Origin of the sequence: Allobosea sp. 2RAB26 (genome assembly GCF_052115465.1) — a bacterium.
In the GTDB taxonomy this organism is placed as follows: domain Bacteria; phylum Pseudomonadota; class Alphaproteobacteria; order Rhizobiales; family Beijerinckiaceae; genus Allobosea.
The window spans coordinates 120,362-141,159 of record NZ_JBFRGS010000003.1 but is presented as its reverse complement, the minus strand read 5'-3'; the positions used below and the strand labels follow the sequence as shown (position 1 = coordinate 141,159).

At 65.6% G+C, this 20,798-nt stretch carries 17 protein-coding genes; 12 read left to right on the top strand and 5 right to left on the bottom strand.

Features of this window, described 5'->3' with window-relative positions; genetic code table 11:
- Positions 1–33 precede the first annotated feature (33 nt).
- The 3 genes from AB4118_RS06365 to AB4118_RS06355 all read left to right on the top strand — a co-directional run bounded on the left by AB4118_RS06365 (position 34) and on the right by AB4118_RS06355 (position 7,099).
- Positions 34–2,949 (top strand): sensor histidine kinase, encoded by a 2,916-nt coding sequence (locus tag AB4118_RS06365; RefSeq protein WP_441488954.1) that lies wholly within the window; start codon positions 34–36, stop codon positions 2,947–2,949.
- A 334-nt stretch (positions 2,950–3,283) separates the two neighbouring features.
- The gene (locus AB4118_RS06360; RefSeq protein ID WP_441488953.1) at positions 3,284–4,945 is read left to right on the top strand and encodes a GGDEF domain-containing protein; all 1,662 of its coding nucleotides are present in this window, start codon (positions 3,284–3,286) and stop codon (positions 4,943–4,945) included.
- Positions 4,946–5,155: 210 nt separating this feature from the next.
- A complete protein-coding gene (locus tag AB4118_RS06355; RefSeq protein WP_441488952.1) occupies positions 5,156–7,099 on the top strand; it encodes a M23 family metallopeptidase in 1,944 nt (647 codons plus the stop codon).
- A gap of 128 nt (positions 7,100–7,227) precedes the next feature.
- Here the strand turns inward: AB4118_RS06355 and mgtE are convergent, their stop codons facing one another.
- A complete protein-coding gene (gene mgtE, locus AB4118_RS06350) occupies positions 7,228–8,601 on the bottom strand; it encodes a magnesium transporter (RefSeq protein ID WP_441488951.1) in 1,374 nt (457 codons plus the stop codon).
- Between the two features lie 323 nt (positions 8,602–8,924).
- Here mgtE and AB4118_RS06345 point away from each other — a divergent pair, with 323 nt between their 5' ends.
- From AB4118_RS06345 to AB4118_RS06305, 9 genes are all read left to right on the top strand, one after another.
- The gene (locus tag AB4118_RS06345; protein WP_441488950.1) at positions 8,925–10,082 is read left to right on the top strand and encodes an acyl-CoA dehydrogenase family protein; all 1,158 of its coding nucleotides are present in this window, start codon (positions 8,925–8,927) and stop codon (positions 10,080–10,082) included.
- A 26-nt stretch (positions 10,083–10,108) separates the two neighbouring features.
- Complete coding sequence (locus tag AB4118_RS06340; protein WP_441488949.1) at positions 10,109–10,771, top strand: glutathione S-transferase family protein; 663 nt, start codon at positions 10,109–10,111, stop codon at positions 10,769–10,771.
- An 82-nt stretch (positions 10,772–10,853) separates the two neighbouring features.
- A complete protein-coding gene (locus tag AB4118_RS06335) occupies positions 10,854–11,798 on the top strand; it encodes a DMT family transporter (RefSeq protein WP_441488948.1) in 945 nt (314 codons plus the stop codon).
- Positions 11,799–11,933: 135 nt separating this feature from the next.
- A complete protein-coding gene (locus AB4118_RS06330; RefSeq protein ID WP_069877455.1) occupies positions 11,934–12,923 on the top strand; it encodes a LysR family transcriptional regulator in 990 nt (329 codons plus the stop codon).
- Positions 12,923–13,441 carry a tripartite tricarboxylate transporter TctB family protein gene (locus AB4118_RS06325; RefSeq protein ID WP_441488947.1) on the top strand — a complete coding sequence of 173 codons (519 nt, stop codon included), beginning with the start codon at positions 12,923–12,925 and terminating at the stop codon, positions 13,439–13,441. The genes AB4118_RS06330 and AB4118_RS06325 overlap by 1 nt, the downstream gene beginning before the upstream one ends.
- A 4-nt stretch (positions 13,442–13,445) precedes the next feature.
- Positions 13,446–14,948: a tripartite tricarboxylate transporter permease gene (locus AB4118_RS06320; protein WP_113518957.1), complete on the top strand. Its 1,503-nt coding sequence runs from the start codon at positions 13,446–13,448 to the stop codon at positions 14,946–14,948.
- 62 nt (positions 14,949–15,010) lie between these two features.
- The gene (locus AB4118_RS06315) at positions 15,011–15,985 is read left to right on the top strand and encodes a tripartite tricarboxylate transporter substrate-binding protein (protein WP_441488946.1); all 975 of its coding nucleotides are present in this window, start codon (positions 15,011–15,013) and stop codon (positions 15,983–15,985) included.
- A gap of 81 nt (positions 15,986–16,066) precedes the next feature.
- Positions 16,067–16,594: an ureidoglycolate lyase gene (locus AB4118_RS06310; protein WP_441488945.1), complete on the top strand. Its 528-nt coding sequence runs from the start codon at positions 16,067–16,069 to the stop codon at positions 16,592–16,594.
- Between the two features lie 121 nt (positions 16,595–16,715).
- Entirely contained in the window at positions 16,716–17,147 is a 432-nt protein-coding gene (locus tag AB4118_RS06305) for a DUF1236 domain-containing protein (protein WP_441488944.1), read from the top strand.
- A 99-nt stretch (positions 17,148–17,246) separates the two neighbouring features.
- On the opposite strand, the gene upp is transcribed toward AB4118_RS06305, so the two are convergent.
- The 4 genes from upp to AB4118_RS06285 all read right to left on the bottom strand — a co-directional run bounded on the left by upp (position 17,247) and on the right by AB4118_RS06285 (position 20,732).
- Positions 17,247–17,888 (bottom strand): uracil phosphoribosyltransferase, encoded by a 642-nt coding sequence (gene upp, locus AB4118_RS06300; RefSeq protein ID WP_441488943.1) that lies wholly within the window; start codon positions 17,886–17,888, stop codon positions 17,247–17,249.
- 70 nt (positions 17,889–17,958) lie between these two features.
- On the bottom strand, positions 17,959–19,176 hold the full coding sequence (locus tag AB4118_RS06295) for a URC4/urg3 family protein (RefSeq protein ID WP_441488942.1): 1,218 nt from the start codon (positions 19,174–19,176) through the stop codon (positions 17,959–17,961).
- Between the two features lie 15 nt (positions 19,177–19,191).
- A complete protein-coding gene (locus AB4118_RS06290; RefSeq protein WP_441488941.1) occupies positions 19,192–20,454 on the bottom strand; it encodes a GTP cyclohydrolase II in 1,263 nt (420 codons plus the stop codon).
- Between the two features lie 110 nt (positions 20,455–20,564).
- The gene (locus tag AB4118_RS06285) at positions 20,565–20,732 is read right to left on the bottom strand and encodes a Thivi_2564 family membrane protein (RefSeq protein ID WP_441488940.1); all 168 of its coding nucleotides are present in this window, start codon (positions 20,730–20,732) and stop codon (positions 20,565–20,567) included.
- Positions 20,733–20,798: the final 66 nt, after the last annotated feature.

The following is a 20,798-nucleotide window of genomic DNA, read 5'->3' as shown; positions in this document are numbered from 1 at the left end:
CCATATCGGCGCAGACCGAACGAGCGGATGGGAATGAGCGAACCCGGGCAGGATTGGGCGATGCAGGGAACAGACGCAGCGAAAGACGCAGCGCTGGCGCCCTTCATTGCGGACGGCGCCTTGATGCTCTGGGACCAGAAGACTTCCCGGGTCGGCTTTGTCAACGCGGGCGCCGAAGCACTGCTCGGCCAGCACGCCGATGGCACATCATTGCCCACACCAACGCGCAACAGGCTGGCACTGCTCGCCGGCGGGCTCGCTCCGCGGGATCATTTGCGCCTTGAACGCCTCCGGCTGACGCCCGGCTTCACTGCCACGCTGGTGACATGCGGCTGCAAGTTGCTGACGGGACCAGAGGGTCAACAGATCCTCGCGATCGCCATCGCTCCGTCGGAGCTGCGCCGACTCGGCATTACGGTTCCGCCGGCTCCACGTGTCGTGGCGCCATCTGCCCCGGGCGCAACCGTCGCTTCTCCCGCTCCGGCGCCGGCAATTGCTGCACCGAAGCGCGCGACCGTGCGTTTCGTCTGGCAAAGCGACGTTGACGGCCGCTTCACGAGTCTTTCGCCCGATATTGCCGAGATCGTCGGGACCGATGCCGCCGCAGGCCTGATCGGTCGTAGCTGGCTCGAGCTGATCGACCGCGATCTGCTCGACCGCGAGGGCAGTCTGATCCAGCGGCTGGCCTCCGCCACCACCTGGAGCGGACACCCGGTCCTGTGGCGGACTGCCGGGCTCGCCGAAGGGGTTCGGGTCGAGCTTTCCGGTGTGCCCGTCCTCGATGCGAAGCGTGATCTTGCAGGTTTCCGTGGTTTTGGTCTCGCCCGCATGATCGAGCGCGAACCATTCCCGCTGCCCACCGATGCGTCGGACAGCCCCGTGCCCGCTTCAGCGCCGCCCCCCCCTGCCCCAGCCTCCGATGAGGCTGGTCCCGCGCCGCTCGTCGCGGTGTCCGCCGACAGCGCCGACGAAGGCAAAGCCCCGGAGATGAGCATCGACGTTCCGGCCACGGAGCCGACACCGGCGGCTCGCACCGAAACTCCGCCTCCGAACGAGGCCGGCGCCAATGTCGTGCCGCTTCGCAACGGTCATCTCACAACGGTCAGACCGCTGCTCGAACCTTCGAAGGCGCTGCTGACCTCCGCTGAGCGCAATGCTTTCCGCGAGATCGCCAAGGCGCTCGGCGCCCGCATCGCCGGAGACGACGAAGGCGAGCCCCGGCTGCCACCGGCGGTCCCGTTGCGCCTGAACGAAGAAGCCGACCGCCCTGGCCAGCCGGCACCCGAGCCGACGGAGCCGGTCGACACGGCGGCAGCGGAATCGAAGCCCGCTGCGGCGGAAGCGTCCTTCGTTTCCGAGCCGGTGCCGTCGGTCGACGCCCCCTCCGCAGCTGCGGCGCGGCAACGCCTGCCGAATTCGCATGCCGATGTGCTCGACCGCCTGCCCGTTGCAGTCCTGGTCAACCGCGGTGACGAACCGCTCTATGCCAATCGCACGCTTCTCGATCTGCTCGACTACGCCGATCTCGCCGACCTGACGTCCGGCGGCGGCATCAGCCGCATGATCAAGGGAGCGGCCCGCTCCGATGGCGGCACCATGATCCTGGTCGATCGGACGGGCCATCTCGTCAGTGTCGATGCCCGCCTGTCGAGCGTCTCATGGCAAGGCGAGCCCGCGACGCTGATGGCCTTCCGTCATCCCGATGGCGGCGGCGAGGTCAAGGTCCTGACCGCGGAAGAGACTGAAGAAGCGGAACTCGCAGCCGAGTTCGAGGCCGAGGAGGCCGAGATTGCGGCGCGCGTCGACGCGTTGCGGCTCGACATCGACGCCCGTGAAGCCCGGATCAGCGAGATGATCGCGGTGCTTGATACCGCGACCGACGGCGTCGTCACCGTCGACGAGCGCGGCCGCATTCTCTCGCTCAACAAGACCGCGGAGGCCCTGTTCGGTTACGACCAGCGGGAGGTCTCAGGCGAATTGTTCACGTTGCTCTTCGCTCCGGAGAGCCACGCTCCTGCTCTCGATTACCTCGAAGGCCTCAAGGGCGGCGGCGTCGCCTCGGTGATGAATGACGGGCGCGAGGTCATGGCGCGCGTGCGTCAGGGCGGCCGCATTCCGCTGTTCATGACCATGGGCCAGATCGCCGACGGCGCCGAGCGACGCTTCTGTGCCGTGCTGCGCGACATCACCGCCTGGAAGAAGACCGAAGGCGAATTGGTCGAGGCCCGCAAGGCGGCCGAGAAGGCCAGCGCTCAGAAATCGGACGTGCTCGCCAAGATCAGCCATGAGATCCGCACGCCGCTGAACGCGATCATCGGCTTCGCCGAGGTCATGGCCGAGGAGCGCTTCGGGCCCATCGCCAATGAACGCTACAAGGAATACCTGCGCGACATCCACCAGTCGGGCGGCTATGTCATCAGCCTGGTCAATGACTTGCTTGACCTCGCCAAGATCGAGGCCGGCAAGCTCGATCTCGACTTCGTCAGCGTCAATCTGAACGAGATCGCGCTGTCCGTCGTCAATCTGCTGCAGCCGGAGGCTCAACGTGGACGCGTGGTGCTGCGCTCCGGGCTCTCGCCCAAGCTGCCGCCGGTCGTGGCCGATCAGCGTTCGATCCGTCAGATCGTGATCAACCTGCTCTCCAATGCGGTGAAGTTCACCGATGCCGGCGGGCAGGTCATCGTCTCGACGGCCCTCGGCGATCAGGGCGAGGCGATCCTGCGGGTCCGCGATACCGGCATCGGCATGGACGACAGCGAAATCGCAATGGCGCTGGAGCCGTTCCGCCAGGTGCCGACGACGCGACGCGCCGGAGGCACGGGCCTGGGCCTGCCGCTGACCAAGGCGCTGGTCGAAGCCAACCGCGCGGCGATGACCATCACCAGCGTCAAGAAGGAAGGCACGCTGGTCGAGATCACCTTCCCGCCGCAGCGCGTCCTGGCGGGCTGAGGCCCGCGCGCCTTCGGTTTACATCTCGGGGCGCGCCGCCTTGTCGCAGCGGAAGCTGCCCCGCATGCCCTTTACTTTGATGTCGTCCTGCGCGCCTAAGCTCTGACGTTCGGAGCAACTCTGCCTCCGAAGGCACCGGCCCGGGATCGGTCCGCCTGGACTTTCCCCTTGCGGCGATATTCTGAGCGGAATATCCGCCCCCTGGGCAGTTTCCCAAGGGTGATGCGAGTAAATTCTGTCTGCCATGGTTCCCGCTGGAAGAAATGCCGCAGACCGCCCTGGCTCAGAGCATCCCAATCTGAGCTACCGGTTCTGGGCCGCGATCATCCTGGTCATGGCCTGTTCACTGGCCCTCGGCCTGACACTCATCGCCAGCTATTACAGCGATCTGGACGCCAGTCGCGACAATCTCTCCAAGCTGCAGGCCTTCCGGTTCGCCCTGGACGCGGCCAATCGGCTGACTGCTGAACGGGGGCCGACGAACAGCGTCTTGGGCGAGGAGCCGTCGCTCGACAGCCCTTCCCGCCAGCGGCTGATCGCGTTTCGCGCCGAGACCGACGCCGCGCTGGCGCGGATTTCCGAGACCGCGCAACTCAAGCCATCGCTGGATGCCCTGGTCCAGACGCTCGCCTCGGCCCGGCAGCAAGTCGACGCTCTCGCCAGCCGCCCGCTGTCAGGGCGCAGCAATGCCGAGATCGAGCAGGCGGTCGAGACCATGTTCGGCGTCTTCGATGCGGCCCAGCCGATGCTGTCCATGGTCATGACCGGCCTCCTGGCTGGCGAGACCGATCTCGTCGGCCACGCCATGGTCGCGCGCATGCTGAGCGAGCTGCGCGAATATGCCGGGCGGCTCGGCTCCCATCTGGTCATCCCGATGGCCAGCGGCCTGCAGATCGATCTCGACCGCAGGGGCGCGTTCGAGCTGAGCCGGGGGCGGGTGCTCGCCTTGTGGGAACTCGCCGGGCAACAGACCGGGGCGAGCGACGATGCGCGAGTCGCCGCTGCGCACCAGGCGGTCGTCGAGCGCTTCTTTGGGAACGGGATGGCGCTGCTCGAGCGAACGCTCAAAGCAGGCCAATCCGGCGATTTTGGCGTCACCCCGACCAGCTTCACCCATCTGATCGTGCCGACATTCGCACCGCTGGAGCAGCTTCGCGACGCCTATCTCGATGTCACCGTCGAGCATCTGCAGATGGAGCGCAACGTCGCTCTGCGGTCCCTCATCGCCGTCGTGGCCGCGACCTGCCTTGCGCTCATCATCGAACTCGCGCTGCTCGTCGCCAGCCAGAACCTGCTGTTCCGGCCCTTGCTGCGCGCCCGCAGCCACGTCCTTGCCCTCGCCGACGGAGCCGTGCAGGAGCCCATCGACGGTCGGGGCATGCGGGGCGAGATGCGCAGCCTCTTCCTGGCGCTCGATACGCTTCGCCGGCGGCTGATCGAGCGCAACACGTTGGACAACGAACGCGCGGCACTGACGGAAAAGCTGAGGAAACGGGCCGACACCGATGGCTTGACCGGCGTGCTGAACCGGGGCGCCCTGGAGCGGCTGGTCGCTCACCTCCATGACGGGGAAGCCGACCCGACGGGTATCGGTCTGATCCTGCTCGACATCGACTACTTCAAGGACGTCAACGACCGATTCGGCCATGCCGCGGGAGACGCGATCCTCAAGGAAGCCGCCCAGCGCCTGCGCTCGGCGCTGCGGCGCGACGACGTCATTGCCCGCTTTGGCGGCGAGGAGTTCGCCATCCTCCTGATGGATCCACACGTCGAATCGCCGGTCGACGTCGCAGAGCGGCTCCGGACGCTTCTGCGGGCCTCCCCCTTCACGCTGGAAACGGGGCAAAGCATCGAGGTGACCGCGAGTTTCGGCGTCGCCCGAAGAGAAAACCAGGACGGAGGCTGGCCTGCGCTCGTCACAGCCGCCGATCGCGCGCTTTATGTCGCCAAGGCCGCGGGGCGCAACCGTGTCGAGGAAGACCGAGAGACGTCCTGATTCGGGCTCATCGCCATCCCGGCCGGGGATGACGACCAGCAGAACGTCACCGGTTCACGACGATCCTCGAACCGTCTCGCACGCGCATGCGCTGACGGGCCGCGGGTGAAAAGTTTCTGCCGTCATAGTTTCGCCCCTTCCCGCCGCACATAGGGAGGCACCCCGTTCTCGCAGGCAGAGTCGCGAAGAGTTCCGACCGACGGAGTGGTGTTGCGCCCGTTCTACGACGAAAACGCCGATGCGCTGACCGATCCCTTTGCGCCTCGCCCGAGCCCCATGCCGCTGCGCGATCATGCCGCCTTCTCGGGACGGTGGCTTTCGGCCAGCCTGCTTCTGGGGCTGGTCGGAGCCGGATTGCTGACCTCGTCATTGCTGGTTTCCGAGGCCGATAGCCCCGCCACGCGAAGCCCGGAAAGGGCCGTCACGGCCTTGCCGCGCGGCACCAGTGCAAACGGCTCGGCCCGCAAGGGCGACCTGCTTGTGCAGCGCGGGTTCTCGATCGGCACAGCGCGTCATTTCCGTGCGCCGCTCACCGAAACGGTCGGCGCGCGCGAAATCACCAAGGTCCATGCACTCGTCCATGTCGCGGCGGAACTCTCGCCGCTCGCGATAGCTGCTCCCAACATGCCCGACCTCGAATCGCTCAGCTCTCCGCCCAGTGCCGGTCGAGAGGCTGCGCCGCAGGCGGCAGTCGATCCCGCTGATGCCGATGTGTCGGTCGTGAGGCGCGATCTATCCGATCAGGCGGCGACAGGCACCGAGCCCGGCCTCTCCGATACTGCCGCCGCCGAGCAGGTTGCCGAGTTGCTCCGCCTCTCCGGATCGGAACCGCAACCGCCGCTGGAGTATTCGAACCAGCGCATTCTCTCGCGCACCCTTCGCTTGGCCGGGGAAGCCGAAACGGAGCAGGCGGCTCCCCTCGGCTCACCGGCATTCGGCTCTCTGGATGTCAGAATCATCCCGGAGAACGTCACCAATATTCCTGTGCGCACCGGCTCTCAGGGACCGTTCGAAGAACGCGACATCATGCTCGGCCATGGCGACACCCTGGCCTCCATCCTTCAGAACAACGGCGCAGACGACCGGCGGGTCGCGGCCATCGTCGCCGCACTCGGAAAGCGCGCGAAGGCGGACCTCCCGGAAGGCCAGCATCTGCGCCTCCTGATCGCACCGGAGGGCAGCGGCCAAACCATCCAGCGCGTCATTCTCTTCGACGAAACCGGCCCGGAAGAGATCGCTGCGGCAGATGATGGCGGCCGGTTCGTCGCGGTGGCCAAGAATGACGCGCACCACAATCCAGCTGACGACAGCAGCGATGACGACGACGAGGACAGCGGCGAGCGCGCCACCCTCTTCCAGAGCGTCTATGCCAGCGCGGTCAAGAGTCAGGTACCGCGTGAACTCATCGACGAGTTCGTAGGCATCTTCGCATCGAATCTCGATCTCAAGCAGCGAACGAATGTCGGCGATCGCCTCGAGATGATCTTCAGCGACGACGAGGCCGCCTCGACCGGCCGCCGTGAGCTGCTCTATGCCGCCCTGACGGCGGAGGGAGAGACCCACCGCGTCTATCGCTACGCTTCGCCCGAGACCGGGGATGTCGACTATCTCGACGAAGAAGGGCTTTCACTGCGGAAGCTCCTGCTGCGCCGCCCGGTCCAGATCGGACGCATCAGCTCACCGTTCGGTATGCGCCGTCACCCGATCCTGCGCTATTCACGCCTTCACAGCGGCGTCGACTGGGCCTCGCCCCGCGGCACGCCGATCATGGCTGCAGGTGACGGGAAGGTGGTCGCCGCCGGCCCGCATGCCGGCTACGGCAACCGCGTCGAGATCGAGCACGCGAACGGCTACGCTACCGCTTACAACCACATGGCCAATATCGGCTCGCAGATCAAACCGGGGGCCACTGTCCGCATGGGCGAGATCATCGGCACCGTCGGCACGACGGGCCTCTCGACCGGACCTCACGTCCATTATGAGGTGACGATCAACAGCCACTTCGTCGATCCGATGAAGGTCAAGCTGCCGAGCAACCACACCCTGGGCGGCACGGCGCTGAGCGAGTTCAAGGACCACCAACGCCAGATCGAGAAGCTCAGGCAGCCCGGGCCCGCCACCACGGTCGCAGTGCAGAACGGACGCGCCGGCTAAGGCATTGCCCCGGGACGGGGATTGCGGTTTTCGGGGCAGGCCGATGCGAGCACGGAAGGCTTACATCATCTGAGCGGGTACGAGATCCGGTTCGATGATGGAGCCGTGCCCGTCCTGCAGCCGGGCGTTCAAAGCAAGGTACCGCTCAAGATCATCGCGGCCACCCCGAAATAGATCATCAGGCCGGTGACATCGACCAGGGTCGCGACAAAGGGAGCCGAAGCACTCGCCGGATCGAAACCCAGGCGCTTGAGGATGAAGGGCAGCATCGAGCCGGTGAGCGAGCCAAAGGTGACGATACCGAGCAGAGCCACGCCGACGGTTGCCGCGATCAGGGCCCAGTGCTCGCCATAATCGTACAGACCGAGCTTCTGCCAGGCGATGACGCGCACGACACCGATGGCGCCGAGGATGGCACCAAGCGTGAGGCCGGTCGGAATCTCACGCAGCGCCACCCGCCACCAGTCGCTCAGCTTGATCTCGCGCAACGCCAGCGCCCGGATCAGCAGCGAGGTGGCCTGCGACCCGGAATTGCCACCCGAGCTCATGATGAGCGGGATGAACAGAGTCAGCACGATCGCCTTCTCGAGCTGGCCTTCATAGTGCTGCATCACCGAGGCCGTCAGCATCTCGCCGATGAGCAGGATGCTGAGCCAGCCGGCGCGCTTGCGGATCATCCGGCCGAAGCTGATCTCGTTGTAGGGCTCGTCGAGCGCCTCCATGCCGCCCAGCTTCTGCACGTCCTCCGTCGTCTCCGCGATCATCGCATCGATGACGTCGTCGACCGTGACGATGCCGATGACGCGTTCGCCCGCATCGATGACGGGAACGGCAAGGAGGTCGTATTTCGTGAACAGCCGCGCGACATCTTCCCGGTCGACCTCCGGCGTCACGCTGATCGGCTTCATCTCGGGCACGACAGAGGCGACGAGCGCCTGCGGATCGCCGCTGATCAGCCGGCGCAGCGAAACGGCGCGGACCAGCTTCCCGGTTGCGGGATCGAGGACATAGATCGCATAGATCGTCTCGCGCGTACGCTCGACATGCCGGATGTAGTCGAGCGTGCGCGCGACGGTCCAGTCGGCCGGGACGCTGACGAATTCCGTCGTCATGATCGAGCCCGCGCTTTGCTCGGGATAGGCGAGCAGGCGATTCAGCGTCGCGCGCGTGTCGTGGTCGACACGGCCGAGCAGGCGCAGGCGCAACGGCTCGTCGAATTCCGGGACCACGTCGGCGACGCGGTCCGCCGACATGGCGGACAGGAACTGCGCCGCGCGCGCTTCCGGCATCAAGCCGAGGGCTTCGGAGGCCGCCGTCAGTTCATGCTGGTCCAGCACCTCGACGGCCCGTTCGAACGGCAAGGCAAGGAGCACGGCGGCAACCGTTTCGACGTCCTGGTCGTTCAGGGTTTCGACAATGTCGGCGATATGGTCCCGCGCCAGCGTCTGGGCGAGGGTTGCAGCGAGAAGATCCCGCTCCGGTGCGGTAGCAACGGCATTCATAGCTCGTATCCTTTGATCGGCCGTCATGGCCGATCGCAGGCGAGCCGGTTTCCCCGGTCAGGCGCGCGAAGCGGCGTCAGACGGCATCGACTGTCGACTGGGACTGTCGGTTGGCATTGGGTCGGGGTTCCTGTGAAACTGCCGCCGGAAGGCTTGCAGCGAGGCCGAGATGCACCCGAAGGCTCATCGCGTCAACCCCCATCTCCGTGACCGGAGCGCATGTGCGGGAACGCGCGTCCATCTTCGCAGGAACGAGCCGATCACGCCGGTTGGCGGTTCAGTGCCGGCCCTCTAAGGTCGGGGCACGAAACGACGAGGGCAGCATGGAATTCGCGCTGAGCGACGAGGAAGGACTGATCCGCGAAGCCGCCCGGAAAATCGCGTCCGACCGGCTGGCGCCGCTGGCCGAGGCTCTCGATCGCGGCGAGGGTCGCAGCGAATTCCTGGCCAATCTGAAGACCCTCGCCGAAAACGGCTTCATGGCGCTCAATGTCCGCGGCGAGTTCGGCGGCAGCGAGGCCGGCACGGTCGCCTTCGCGCTGACACTGGAGGAACTCGCGGCCGCCTGCGCCTCGACCGCGGTCACGACCTCGGTGACCAATATGGTCGGAGAGGTCATCCAGGCGGTTGGCTCGGCCGCGCACAAGGCCGCCTATCTGCCGAAGCTCGCTGACGGCACCTATGCGGCCGGCGCCTTCTGCCTGACCGAAGCCGGAGCGGGCTCAGACCCCGCGGGCATGCGGATGCGGGCGCGCCGCGACGGCGACAGCTATGTGCTCGACGGCCAGAAGATCTTCATCACCAGCGGCGAATATGCCGGCCTCTTCGTCGTCTGGGCCGTGACCGACCCCGACGCACCGAAAGGCAAGGGCATCTCGGTCTTTCTGGTTCCGGCCGACACGCCGGGCGTCAGCGTCGGCAAGGCCGAGAAGAAGATGGGGCAGACCGGCTCGGCCACGAATACCATCCATTTCGAGGGCGCACGCATCCCGGCCTCGAACCTGATGGGTCGGGAGAATGACGGCTTCCGGGTCGCGGTCGGCGAGCTGGCCGGCGGCCGCATCGGCGTCGCCGCCGTTTCGCTCGGCATCGCCCGCGCGGCCATGGAGGCCGCGAAATCCTACGCCAAGGAGCGGCAGCAATTCGGCCAGGCGCTCAGCGACTTCCAGGGCCTGCAATGGATGATCGCCGACCGCGAGCTCGATCTGCATGCTTCGCGGCTGCTGATCCTCGACGCCGCCGCCCGGAAGGATCGCGGCGAGCCTTTCGCCCGGGAAGCCTCGATGGCCAAGCTCTTCGCCTCGGAAGCGGCGCATCGCTGCACCGACACGGCAATCCAGATTCATGGCGGCGCCGGCTATTGCCGCGACTTCCCCGTCGAACGCTATGCCCGCGATGCCCGCATCACCCGCATCTATGAGGGCACCTCCGAGATCCAGCGCCTGATCATCGCCCGCGAGACCTTGCGCCAGACCGTCTGACCACCCCCAACCTGAAAGCCTGCCTCATGACCCTGACGATCTACGGGTGCTATCGTTCGCGCGCGACGCGCAATATCTGGCTCGCCAACGAGCTTGGCCTCTCCTTCAGGCACGTGCCTGTGATCCAGGCCGGCCGGGTGCCTGATCCCAAGGCGGCTGACGCACCGGTCCATACCCGCAGCACTGAATTCCTGAAGGTGAACCCCAACGGGCATATTCCGTCGATCGACGATGACGGCTTCGTCCTGCACGAATCGCTCGCGATCAACCTCTATCTCGCCCGCAAGCATGGCGGGCCGCTGGCGCCGAAAGACGTCCAGGAAGAGGGGCTTGCTGCGATGTGGACGCTCTGGGCCGCGACCGAATGCGAGACCAACGCGCTCAACACGCTCTATCACCGCATTGCCAAGCCGCCGGCGGAGCGCGACGCCAAACTGGCCGACGCCGCGGCAGAAGCCCTACGCGCGCCTCTGGCCGTGCTCAACGATGCCCTCGCCAGGGCCGGCTATCTCGTCGGCGGTCGCTTCACCGTCGTCGACATCAATGTCTCCGAAGTCATTCGCTATGCCCAGACCGGCGCGCCCGAGCTGTTTGCCGCCGTCCCGCATGTGAAGGCCTGGCTCGAAGCCTGCCAGGGCCGCCCCGCCTTCAAGGCGATGTGGCAGGGACGGGACGCCGAAGCCGCCTGATCAGAAAGCGGGTGGCGGCCCGCCTGACTTCACCCTAGCGATCCTGCAACTGCGTTTCAGGATCGCGTCAAGGACCGAGCCCATGGCCTCCACTCCCGCCTCCCCGCCTCCCGCGATGGGCACGCGCGAGTGGCTCCTGCTGCTCGTGCTTTCGCTGCTCTGGGGCGGCTCTTTCTTCTTCGCCAAGATCGCGGTGACGGAGTGGCCGCCGCTCGCCGTGGTGCTGGCGCGGGTCGCGCTTGCGGCAGCCGTGCTCCAAGTCGCCGTGCGCGCGCTTGGCCTGACGATGGCAGTGGGCGGCCGGATGTGGCTCGCCTTCTTCGGCATGGGCCTGCTGAACAACCTCATCCCCTTCGGCCTGATCTTCTGGGGGCAGACGCAGATCGGCGCTGGCCTCGCCGCGATCCTGAATGCGACGACCCCGGTCTTCGGCGTGGTCGTCGCTCATCTTTTCGGAAGCAACGAGAAGGCCACACCACTTAAGATCACCGGCGTGCTGGCCGGTGTCGTCGGCGTCGCCATCCTGATGGGCCCGGATGTGATCAGTGGGCTCGGCAATGCACTGCTTCCGCAGCTCGCCTGCCTGGCGGCGGCACTTTCCTATGGCTTTGCCGGTCTCTATGGCCGCCGGTTCCGCGAGCTCCCGCCATTGGTGACGGCAACGGGCCAGCTCAGCGCCACGACGGTCATGACCCTGCCACTGGTCCTGCTCCTCGCCCCGCCATGGCTTCTCCCGTTCCCATCCAGGGCCGCGATCGGCGCGTTGGTCGGACTCGCCCTGCTCTCGACCGCGCTCGCCTATGTCATCTTCTTCCAGATCATGCGGCGCGCCGGCGGCAGCAACGCCATGCTGGTGACCTTCCTCGTGCCGGTCAGCGCCATCCTGCTTGGCGTCGGGCTGCTCGGGGAAGCGCTGCTGCCACGGCATTTCCTCGGCATGGCAGCGATCTTCCTCGGCCTCGCCCTGATCGACGGACGGCTCTTCCGGCGCCGCAAGGACCCTCATCCCAAGGAAAGCCGCGGCTAGGTCCACGGCTTTGTTGCCAAAAAATTATGAATTGCTCTACGGTCGCTTTCACGGCACCAGCCGCTAAAGGCCATAACCGCGAAGGCTGGAAGATATCGCAAAAAGCGATACGCCAGAGGGGAGCAGACGATCGTCATGGATGTTCGGCAACTGCGATGCTTCATCGCGGTGGCGGAGGAGCTGCATTTCGGCCGCGCGGCTGAAAGGCTTGGCCTCGCACCACCCGCACTTTCGCGCCAGATCAGCACGTTGGAAGACGAGCTGGGCGTCAGTCTGCTTACGCGCACGACACGTCAGGTGGCGCTGACCCGCGCCGGCCTGCTGATGCTCGAGGAAGCCAAGGGCATCCTCGTCAAAATGGAACATGCCTCGCGCGCCGTGCGCGAAGCCTCGCTCGCCTCGAGCAAGGTCTTGCGGGTCGGCGCAATCGACGCCGCCTCCTCCAGCTTCGTCCCGCAAGCGCTCGTCGCCTTCCGCGAACGCCATCCCGGTATCGAGATCAAATTTGTCGAAGCCATGACCGCGGCACTGATCCAGATGCTGGAAGCCGGCAAGCTCGACATCGCGCTCGTACGTCCGCCACGCAAGCCGACAGACTGCGCCTTCGAGATATTGCGTGTCGAACGGCCGATCGTGGTGCTCAACGAGAGCCACCCTCTCGCCGCCCGTGAGAGCCTGACGATGAACGACCTGATCGGCGAGCCGTTCGTCGTTCCGTCCAAGCGGATCCGGCCCTTCGCCTATGATCTCGTGATGGCCTATTTCGAAAGCGTCGGCTCGGTGCCGAACGTGACGATCGAGGCCACGGAAAAACCTGCCATGATGTCTGCGGTCGCCGCGGGGCTCGGCATGGCGCTCGCCCCCGACTGGGTCTCACGACTGACCTTTCCGGGCGTGACCATGCGCCGCCTGCGTGGCGCATTGCTCGATCCGCCGCCGCCCGGCGCCCTCGTCGGCGTCGCCTGGCGTCCGCACCAGAAGCTCGCAGCGCGCGACGACTTTCTGAACATCCTTCGCGAAAGCGTGACGTTGATCGACGAGAAAAACGTCCTGCCATTCACAATGCCTGTCAAAAAACTGAAGCGTGCGGCCCAGACCGCCAGACCGCAGACTGGAGGAGCCTGATGAGCTTGAACACTATTGAACGCGCGCAGGGGCTGCGTGTCCGTTCGCAACAGGATCTGGCCGCCGGGCTGTTCATGATCCTTCTCGCTGTCGTGGCGCTGTTCCTCGCCAGCGATCTGCCGATGGGGTCGCTGCGGCAGATCGGGCCGGGCATGCTGCCGAAGGCGTTCGCCGTGATCTGCGCCGGGCTCGGAGCGCTGCTGGCCCTGAGTTCGCTGCGCTATAACGGCGAGAAGCTCTCGGGCTGGTCCTGGCGCGGCGTCATCTTCGTGCTCGGCGGCGCGGTCGTCTTCGGCCTCACCATTCGTGGCTTCGATCTGGGGCCGATCAAGGTCCCGCAGCTCGGTCTCGTCGTTTCAGGCCCCCTCGTCGTGCTGATCTCCGGCCTGGCCGCGGATGATCGCAAGATCAAGGAGCTGGTGATCTTCGCGCTCGTTATGACGACCTTCTGCGCGCTGCTGTTCAAATATGCATTGGGCCTGCCGATCCCCCTGGCACCCTGGCTGTTGGGGATCTGATTCAATGAGTGAAATGATTGCACACCTGCAGCTCGGCTTCGGCGTCGCGCTCTCGCTGCAGAATATCGCACTCGCCTTCGCCGGCTGCCTCGTCGGCACGCTGATCGGTGTGCTGCCCGGCGTCGGGCCGATCGCCACCATCGCCATGCTGCTGCCGATCACCTTCGGCCTCGATCCTGTCGGCGCTCTGATCATGCTGGCCGGCATCTATTACGGCGCCCAGTATGGCGGCTCGACTACGGCGATCCTGGTCAACATCCCCGGCGAGGCGACAGCGGTCGTCACCACCCTCGACGGCCACCAGATGGCCAAGCAGGGCCGCGCCGGCGTCGCGCTCGGAACCGCAGCGCTCGGCTCCTTCTTCGCCGGCTGCGTCGCCACCCTGATCATCGCCGCGCTCGGCGCGCCCCTGACCAAGCTCGCACTGCTGTTTGGCCCGGCCGAGTATTTCTCGCTGATGGTCATGGGGCTTTGCTTCGCGGTCGTGCTTGCGCGCGGCTCGATCCTCAAGGCCTTCTGCATGATCATGCTCGGCCTTCTGCTCTCGACGATCGGCACCGATCTCGAGACCGGCCAGGAGCGCATGACCTTCGGCTTCCCACCTTTGTCCGATGGCATCGACTTCGCCGTGCTTGCAATGGGCGTGTTCGGCTTCGCCGAGGTGCTCAGGAACCTCGAGAATCCCGAGACGCGCGACGTCGTGCGCGCCAAGATCGGCCGCCTGCTGCCGGACTGGAACGACATCAAGCAGTCGTTCTTGCCCGTCGTACGCGGCACCGCCATCGGCGGCATTCTCGGCATCCTGCCGGGCAACGGCGCGGTGCTGGGCCCGTTCGCCAGCTACACGATCGAGAAGAAGATCGCCAAGGACCCCTCGCGCTTCGGCCGCGGTGCCATCGAAGGCGTGGCAGGTCCGGAATCGGCCAATAATGCCGGCGCACAGACGGCCTTCATCCCGCTGCTCACGCTCGGCATCCCGCCGAATGCGGTGATGGCGCTGATGGTCGGCGCGATGACCATCCACGGCATCATCCCCGGCCCGCAGGTCATGACCAAGAACCCAGAACTGTTCTGGGGCATGATCGCGTCGATGTGGATTGGCAACCTGATGCTGCTGATCATCAACCTGCCGCTGGTCGGCGTCTGGGTGAAGCTGCTTCAGGTGCCCTACCGCCTGATGTTCCCGGCGATCCTGATCTTCTGCTGCATCGGCATCTACTCGGTGAACAACCAGCCGGTCGACGTCGCCTTCACGGCGCTGTTCGGCCTGTTCGGCTACATCCTGATCAAGCTCGGCTTCGAGCCAGCCCCGATGCTGCTCGGCTTCGTGCTCGGCAAGCTGATGGAAGAGAAGCTGCGGCAGGCGCTGATCATCTCGCGCGGCTCGTTCATGACCTTCATCGAACGGCCGATCTCCGGCGGCCTGCTGGCCGTCGCCGTGATCATTCTGGTCGTCGCTCTGCTGCCATCGATCTCCCAGAAGCGCGACGAGGTGTTCACCGAATGACGGGGTTGCCTCGCCATCCATTTCACCATCACGCTACGTCACCGATCTCTGGGAGGATCCACATGAAGAAACTCGTACTTGGTTTGGCTACGACAGTTGCGCTCGCCCTCACCGGCAGCGCGCAGGCACAGTCGAAATATCCGGAGAAGCCGATCACCATGATCGTGCCCTTCGCTGCCGGCGGCCCGACCGACATCATCGCCCGCATCGTCGGCGAGAACATGTCGAAGACACTCGGCCAGCAGGTCGTGATCGAGAACGTGGCGGGCGCCGGCGGCACGACCGGCATCACCCGCGCCCTGACCGCAACGCCCGACGGCTACACCATTGCGATGGGCCATCTCGGCACCTTCTCGGCTGCGCCGGCGACCTATCCAGGCCTGAAATACGACCCGATCAACGGCATGCAGCCGATCGGCCTCGCCGGCGGCACGCCGATCCTGATCGTCGCCCGCAAGAATTTCGAGCCGAAGGACCTGAAGGAGTTCGTCGCCTATGTGAAGGCGAACACCGACAAGGTGAACGAGGCCCATGCCGGCGTCGGATCGGTCTCATGGACGACCTGCACGCTGTTGAAGGGTCAGCTTGGCGTGCCGAAGCTGAATGCCGTCGCCTATCGCGGCACGGGCCCGGCCCTCAACGATCTCGTCTCCGGCCAGATCGATTTCATGTGCGACCAGATCGTCAGCGTCGCCGAGCAGGTCAAGGCCGATACGATCAAGGCTTATGCGATTGCCTCGACCGAGCGCTCGCCCGCCCTGCCGAACGTGCCGACCACCAAGGAAGCCGGGATGCCCGAATATCAGATCGAGGCCTGGAACGGCATCGCCGCGCCGAAGGGCACGCCGAAGGAGGTCGTCGACCGGCTCGTCGATGCACTCGACAAGGCGCTGAAGGACGAAGGCGTCAAGAAGCGCCTTCTCGATCTCGGCACCGTGATGCCGAGCGCCGAGGAGCGCACGCCCGCCGGCTTCGGCGCGTTGATCAAGCGTGACGCCGACAAGCTCAGCCCGACCCTGGCGGCGGCGCCGAAGTAAGCGCCCTCCCTATCGGCTTCCATGGCGGCGGGCCCAGCGGTCCGCCGTTTTCTTTTGGCCCCGAACCGATAGCATCGCGCCATGACCGAGACTATCAGCCTCACCATCGAGCCTCTCACCGCCGAGACCTTCGCGCCCTATGGCCGGCTGCTTGCGCCGGAAGGGCCCCGCGATGCCGGGCGCGAGGGCTATGACATCTGGATCAAGCCGTTCAGCGCCGAGAGCCAGGCCAGGCTCCAGATCGTGCGCTATCACGCCCGCCCCTTCGTCGTGCGGGTCATGGAACGGCATCTTCATGTCACTGAAACCCGGATGCCGCTGGGAGGACCATCCGCCATCCTCGTGGTCGCACCGCGCGAGGCAGATTGCCCGACTGGTGCCAATCTGCGTGCCTTCCGCCTCGAACAAACCGGCATCCTGCTGCATCGCGGCACCTGGCATTCGATCGACGCCTATCCCGAGTCAGGCGCGCATGCAGATTTCCTCTTCCTTTCGGAAGAGGCGACCGTAAGCGAGCTCTTCGACACCCCAAACAGCCCCCCACGAAGGACCGAAGTCGTCGACCTCGGCAAGCGAGACATTCACGTCGTGATCGACGTTAGTCGTTGATATCGCGGACCGATCGCGAGTTCTTTCGCGGTCAGTCACATCTCGTTACCTCGAAATTCCGGAACCTAATCTGCAGTACATCGTTCTCCTCCCAGTTTCCCGATTTCGAAGGAGAATGAAAATGATCAAGAAGCTCCTTATTGCTGCTGCTATCGCTGCAACTCCTGCGATGGCCTTTGCCCAGACGGATACAGCGCCGAAGGGCGGCGCGGTCGGCGGTGCAACCAGCGGGGCGGTGAGCGGCGCCGTCGGTGGCGCGGTTGTCGGCGGTCCGGTCGGTGCCGTTGTCGGCGGCGTCGGCGGCGCGGTGGTCGGCGCGATCATCGGCGACGCGACGACACCGCGCTTCCGCCAGTATGTCGTCGAGCAGCGGGTCCCGTCCTACACCTATGCCGAGCCCGTTGCCGTCGGCACGGTCCTGCCGGAGCAGGGCGTGGTCTACCGTCAGGTTCCGGCGGAGTATAATGCTCCGAACTATCGCTATACGGTCATCAACAACCGTGCCGTCCTGGTCGAGCCGCAGACTCGCCGCATCGTCCAGGTGATCGAATAACCGGTGATCGAAACGATCCGAAGGGCGACCTTGTATCGAGACCCGGTCGCTCTTCAGATCCGGCCCGCTCCAGCGATGGGGCGGGCCTCAATCCTTGTGTCAGCGCGTGCCGAACATGCGGTCGCCGGCATCGCCGAGGCCCGGCACGATATAGCCGTGCTCGTTCAGGCGCTCGTCGATCGCTGCCGTCCAGATGCGCACATCCGGGTGCGCACCGCGCAGGCGTGCGACCCCTTCAGGCGATGCCAGCAGGCAAACGAAGCGAAGGTCCCTGGCACCGCGCTCCTTCAGCCGATCCATCGCCGCCACGGCCGAGTTTGCCGTGGCCAGCATCGGGTCCATGACCACGATCATGCGGTCGGCAATGTCGGACGGGGCCTTGAAATAATACTCGACCGCCTGGAGCGTATCAGGATCGCGATAGAGCCCGATATGAGCGACGCGGGCAGCCGGGACGAGTTCCAGCATGCCATCGAGGAAGCCGACGCCGGCGCGCAGGATCGGCGCGAAGACCAGCTTCTTGCCGGCGATGATCGGCTGCATGCTCTTGGTCAGCGGCGTCTCTATCTCGATCAGCTCGGTCGGCAGGTCGCGCGTGACCTCGTAGCAGAGCAGCATGCCGATCTCGTTCAGGAGCTGCCGGAAGCTCTTGGTCGAGCGATCCTTCTCCCGCATCAGCGTCAGCTTGTGCTGGACCAGCGGATGGTCGACCACGGTGACGCCGTCGGAATGCCTGGTCATACGCTCTACCCCTCATCGTTCTCATGAGCCCTCGCCCCAGGCGAAGGCTGCTGCTCACGGCAGCACGGTCTCAGAATACCGTGCCATCGCTGACGATGGTCAAGGGCGGCCCGCCATCCCCGCGTTTTTCTCGTGCGATGCGCCGTCCGGCAGCCCAGGTCCCACCCTCGAGGATCTTGGCGAGCGGGAGTTCGTCCCGCGAGCGATCAAGCCGCTCCCGAATGAGCACACCCAACTCATCGAGCAGGGCCACCGTGAGCGCCCGCCATTCGACCACGAGCGGCGACGCGACCTCGTGACTGCGCGCCGCATCATCCGCATGCTTGAGCGTGATCACGCCCAGGTCGAGGAACAGCCCGCCATTGCGATACTCGGGCAGGCCGGTGAGATCATCGATATCTACGACGGTGATGCCGGCCCATTGCAGCGGTTCGATCAGCGAATATGAGAGCCATTGCGAGAGCTTGTGGAACGGCACGAGCCCGGCCGTGGAGACATCCGGAGCGATCAGCGGATGCCGCCAGGTATCGCCCAGGGCAATTCCTGCGATCGTCAGTCGTGACGGCCAGATGCCGCCAAAGGTGCCGAGAACCTCGGCCAGGATGTGGGCGGCGCGGATCGAGCCGCCCGACGCCGTCTCGATGAAGCGATCGAAGAGGTCGCCCGGCCGTGTCAGGCCCTGGCGTTCGAGTTCCTCGCCGAGTCGGTTCAGCAATGCGGCCCGCCCTTCGAGCGCAAGCAGGGGATTGGCCGGTCCGGCCTGGAAACCGGCGGCGAATGCCTCGGTGTCGAGCCGCTTCAGGGCCTCGGAATCGGCCCGTAGCGGGTCCGCCGCGTCGCTCGAGAACAGCCCCGCAGCGAACATGCCGAGCGAGGCGAGCGCCAGCCCTTCCGATCGGCCGATCGGCTTGCCCGTCACCCTGTCGTGATAACTCCAGGCGGGCCCCGCACCGGCATCGAGCAGAACGCTGACGACCGCGAGATCGTAGGCCGCGCGGCCGCGCGCTCCGGCATCCGGGAAATGCGCCCCGCGCTCAAGCATGCTCCAGCGATCCATGCCTCCGACCACGAAATGGCGCCAGCGCGCGTGGAAGGGGATGTCCAGCGTCGGATAATTTGCCCGGATCGTCTCGAGGACATAGTCCGCGCAGGCCGCCAGCCGCTCGGGATGCACGGAGAAATGCAGCAGGCGGCCTTCAAGGCCGAGCTGGAGCATTTCCTGCGCCCGCTCACGGATTGCGGCGGGCTTCAGGAGCCGGCGGACGGCCTCGGGGTCACGGTCGGGCATGGCTGGCTGGTGCTCTCAGAACTTGTCGAGGTCGCGACCGACGGTCGCCTTCAGCGTGTTGTCGCCAGGCGTGCCCTCCGGCGAGTAGTAGCCGGCTGCCTTCTTGGCCTCGATCTCGACCGAGGCATCGGGCGGGATCAGCTCCGGCGGAATGGCAACGCGCTCGCCGATCTCGATGCCCGACTGCACCATGGCGTCGTATTTCATGTTCGACATCGACATCAACCGGTCGATGCGCGTGACACCGAGCCAATGCAGCACATCCGGCATCAATTGCTGGAAGCGGGCATCCTGCACGCCGGCAACGCATTCGGTGCGCTCGAAATAGGTCGCAGCGGAATCGCCACCCTCCTGGCGCTTGCGGGCATTGTAGACGAGGAACTTGGTGACCTCGCCAAGCGCCCTGCCCTCCTTGCGGTTGTAGACGATGAGGCCGACGCCGCCGCCTTGCGCCTCCTTCACCGCCTCCTCGATGCCATGCACGAGATAGGGCCGGCAGGTGCAGATATCGGAGCCGAAGACATCCGAGCCGTTGCATTCGTCATGGACACGGCAGGCAACCCTGCGCTTCGGATCGGTGATCGCTGAGATATCGCCGATGACATAGCAGGTGATCGAGCCGATCGGCGGCAGGAAGACGTGCAGATCGGGTCGGGTGACGAGTTCGGGGTACATGCCGCCGGTCTGCTCGAACAGCGTGCGGCGCAATTCCTGCTCCGACGTACCGAAGCGCTCGGCAATGCCCGGCAGATGCCAGACCGGGTCGATCGCGATCTTGGTGACGCTGATATCGCCGGACTTGTGCAGGATACCCTCATCGGCGGCGAGCCTGTGGCCAGCCATCGCCGCGAGAATCTCCGGCAGGTTCAACCGCGCCTTGGTGATGGCGATGGTTGGCCGGATATCGACGCCCTCGGCAATCAGTCGCCCGAAATCCTGTGCGACCCGATGGCCGTAAGGGTCCAGCGAGACGATCTTGCCGGGTTCAGCCCATTGCGGCTGCGGCAGAATGTCAGTGGTCGGCTGCGTGTTCGTCAGGTCCGGGCGCTGCGACGGATTCATGGCGCGCGCCGAGATCGCAAGCGCACGATAGACCGAGTAGGAGCCGCCATGGGCTCCTATGACGTTGCGGTCAGCCGGGTTGGTGGTCGAGGCAATGACCGGGCCGCGCTCGACGGCGGTTTCCGCACCCCATCGGATCGGGAAGCGCGTCGCCGCACTGCCAGGCTCGGGATGCGACGTCAGGCGGATATGGGTGGTCCGGTTCTGCGAATTCATCGCGACGCTCTCGAATCGGAAAAGGGCCCATGACGGAGTCGTCCGGGCCCTTTTGACCGATAGGAGAGTGGATCAGTGCTCAGCGCACGTCAATCGACCCGCGCTGGCGCTCAGAAAACCGCGAGATAGCGCAGCAGCGAGATGATGCCGATGATGATGACGATGATCTGGACGATGTTCTTGATCTGGGCATCGAGCGGCAGCATGCGCACGAGATAGAGCACCAGACCGATCACCAGAATCGTGATCAGAAGCGAAATCAGAATACTCAGACCCATAGCCCACATCCTTTATCGCGGCCGCTTGCCGGCCCCCCGGAGGCCGTGCGCGAGGCGTTCGCGGCA

What these genes read in the sequence shown, in the direction of transcription:
- AB4118_RS06320 (WP_113518957.1), top strand. Translation starts at nt 13,446, where the DNA reads ATGAGTGAAATGATTGCACACCTGCAGCTCGGCTTCGGCGTCGCGCTC.
- AB4118_RS06360 (WP_441488953.1), top strand. Translation starts at nt 3,284, where the DNA reads ATGGCCTGTTCACTGGCCCTCGGCCTGACACTCATCGCCAGCTATTAC.
- AB4118_RS06330 (WP_069877455.1), top strand. Translation starts at nt 11,934, where the DNA reads ATGGATGTTCGGCAACTGCGATGCTTCATCGCGGTGGCGGAGGAGCTG.
- AB4118_RS06310 (WP_441488945.1), top strand. Translation starts at nt 16,067, where the DNA reads ATGACCGAGACTATCAGCCTCACCATCGAGCCTCTCACCGCCGAGACC.
- AB4118_RS06305 (WP_441488944.1), top strand. Translation starts at nt 16,716, where the DNA reads ATGATCAAGAAGCTCCTTATTGCTGCTGCTATCGCTGCAACTCCTGCG.
- AB4118_RS06315 (WP_441488946.1), top strand. Translation starts at nt 15,011, where the DNA reads ATGAAGAAACTCGTACTTGGTTTGGCTACGACAGTTGCGCTCGCCCTC.
- AB4118_RS06335 (WP_441488948.1), top strand. Translation starts at nt 10,854, where the DNA reads ATGGCCTCCACTCCCGCCTCCCCGCCTCCCGCGATGGGCACGCGCGAG.
- upp (WP_441488943.1), bottom strand. Translation starts at nt 17,888, where the DNA reads ATGACCAGGCATTCCGACGGCGTCACCGTGGTCGACCATCCGCTGGTC.
- AB4118_RS06285 (WP_441488940.1), bottom strand. Translation starts at nt 20,732, where the DNA reads ATGGGTCTGAGTATTCTGATTTCGCTTCTGATCACGATTCTGGTGATC.
- mgtE (WP_441488951.1), bottom strand. Translation starts at nt 8,601, where the DNA reads ATGAATGCCGTTGCTACCGCACCGGAGCGGGATCTTCTCGCTGCAACC.
- AB4118_RS06345 (WP_441488950.1), top strand. Translation starts at nt 8,925, where the DNA reads ATGGAATTCGCGCTGAGCGACGAGGAAGGACTGATCCGCGAAGCCGCC.
- AB4118_RS06340 (WP_441488949.1), top strand. Translation starts at nt 10,109, where the DNA reads ATGACCCTGACGATCTACGGGTGCTATCGTTCGCGCGCGACGCGCAAT.
- AB4118_RS06365 (WP_441488954.1), top strand. Translation starts at nt 34, where the DNA reads ATGAGCGAACCCGGGCAGGATTGGGCGATGCAGGGAACAGACGCAGCG.
- AB4118_RS06295 (WP_441488942.1), bottom strand. Translation starts at nt 19,176, where the DNA reads ATGCCCGACCGTGACCCCGAGGCCGTCCGCCGGCTCCTGAAGCCCGCC.
- AB4118_RS06290 (WP_441488941.1), bottom strand. Translation starts at nt 20,454, where the DNA reads ATGAATTCGCAGAACCGGACCACCCATATCCGCCTGACGTCGCATCCC.
- AB4118_RS06325 (WP_441488947.1), top strand. Translation starts at nt 12,923, where the DNA reads ATGAGCTTGAACACTATTGAACGCGCGCAGGGGCTGCGTGTCCGTTCG.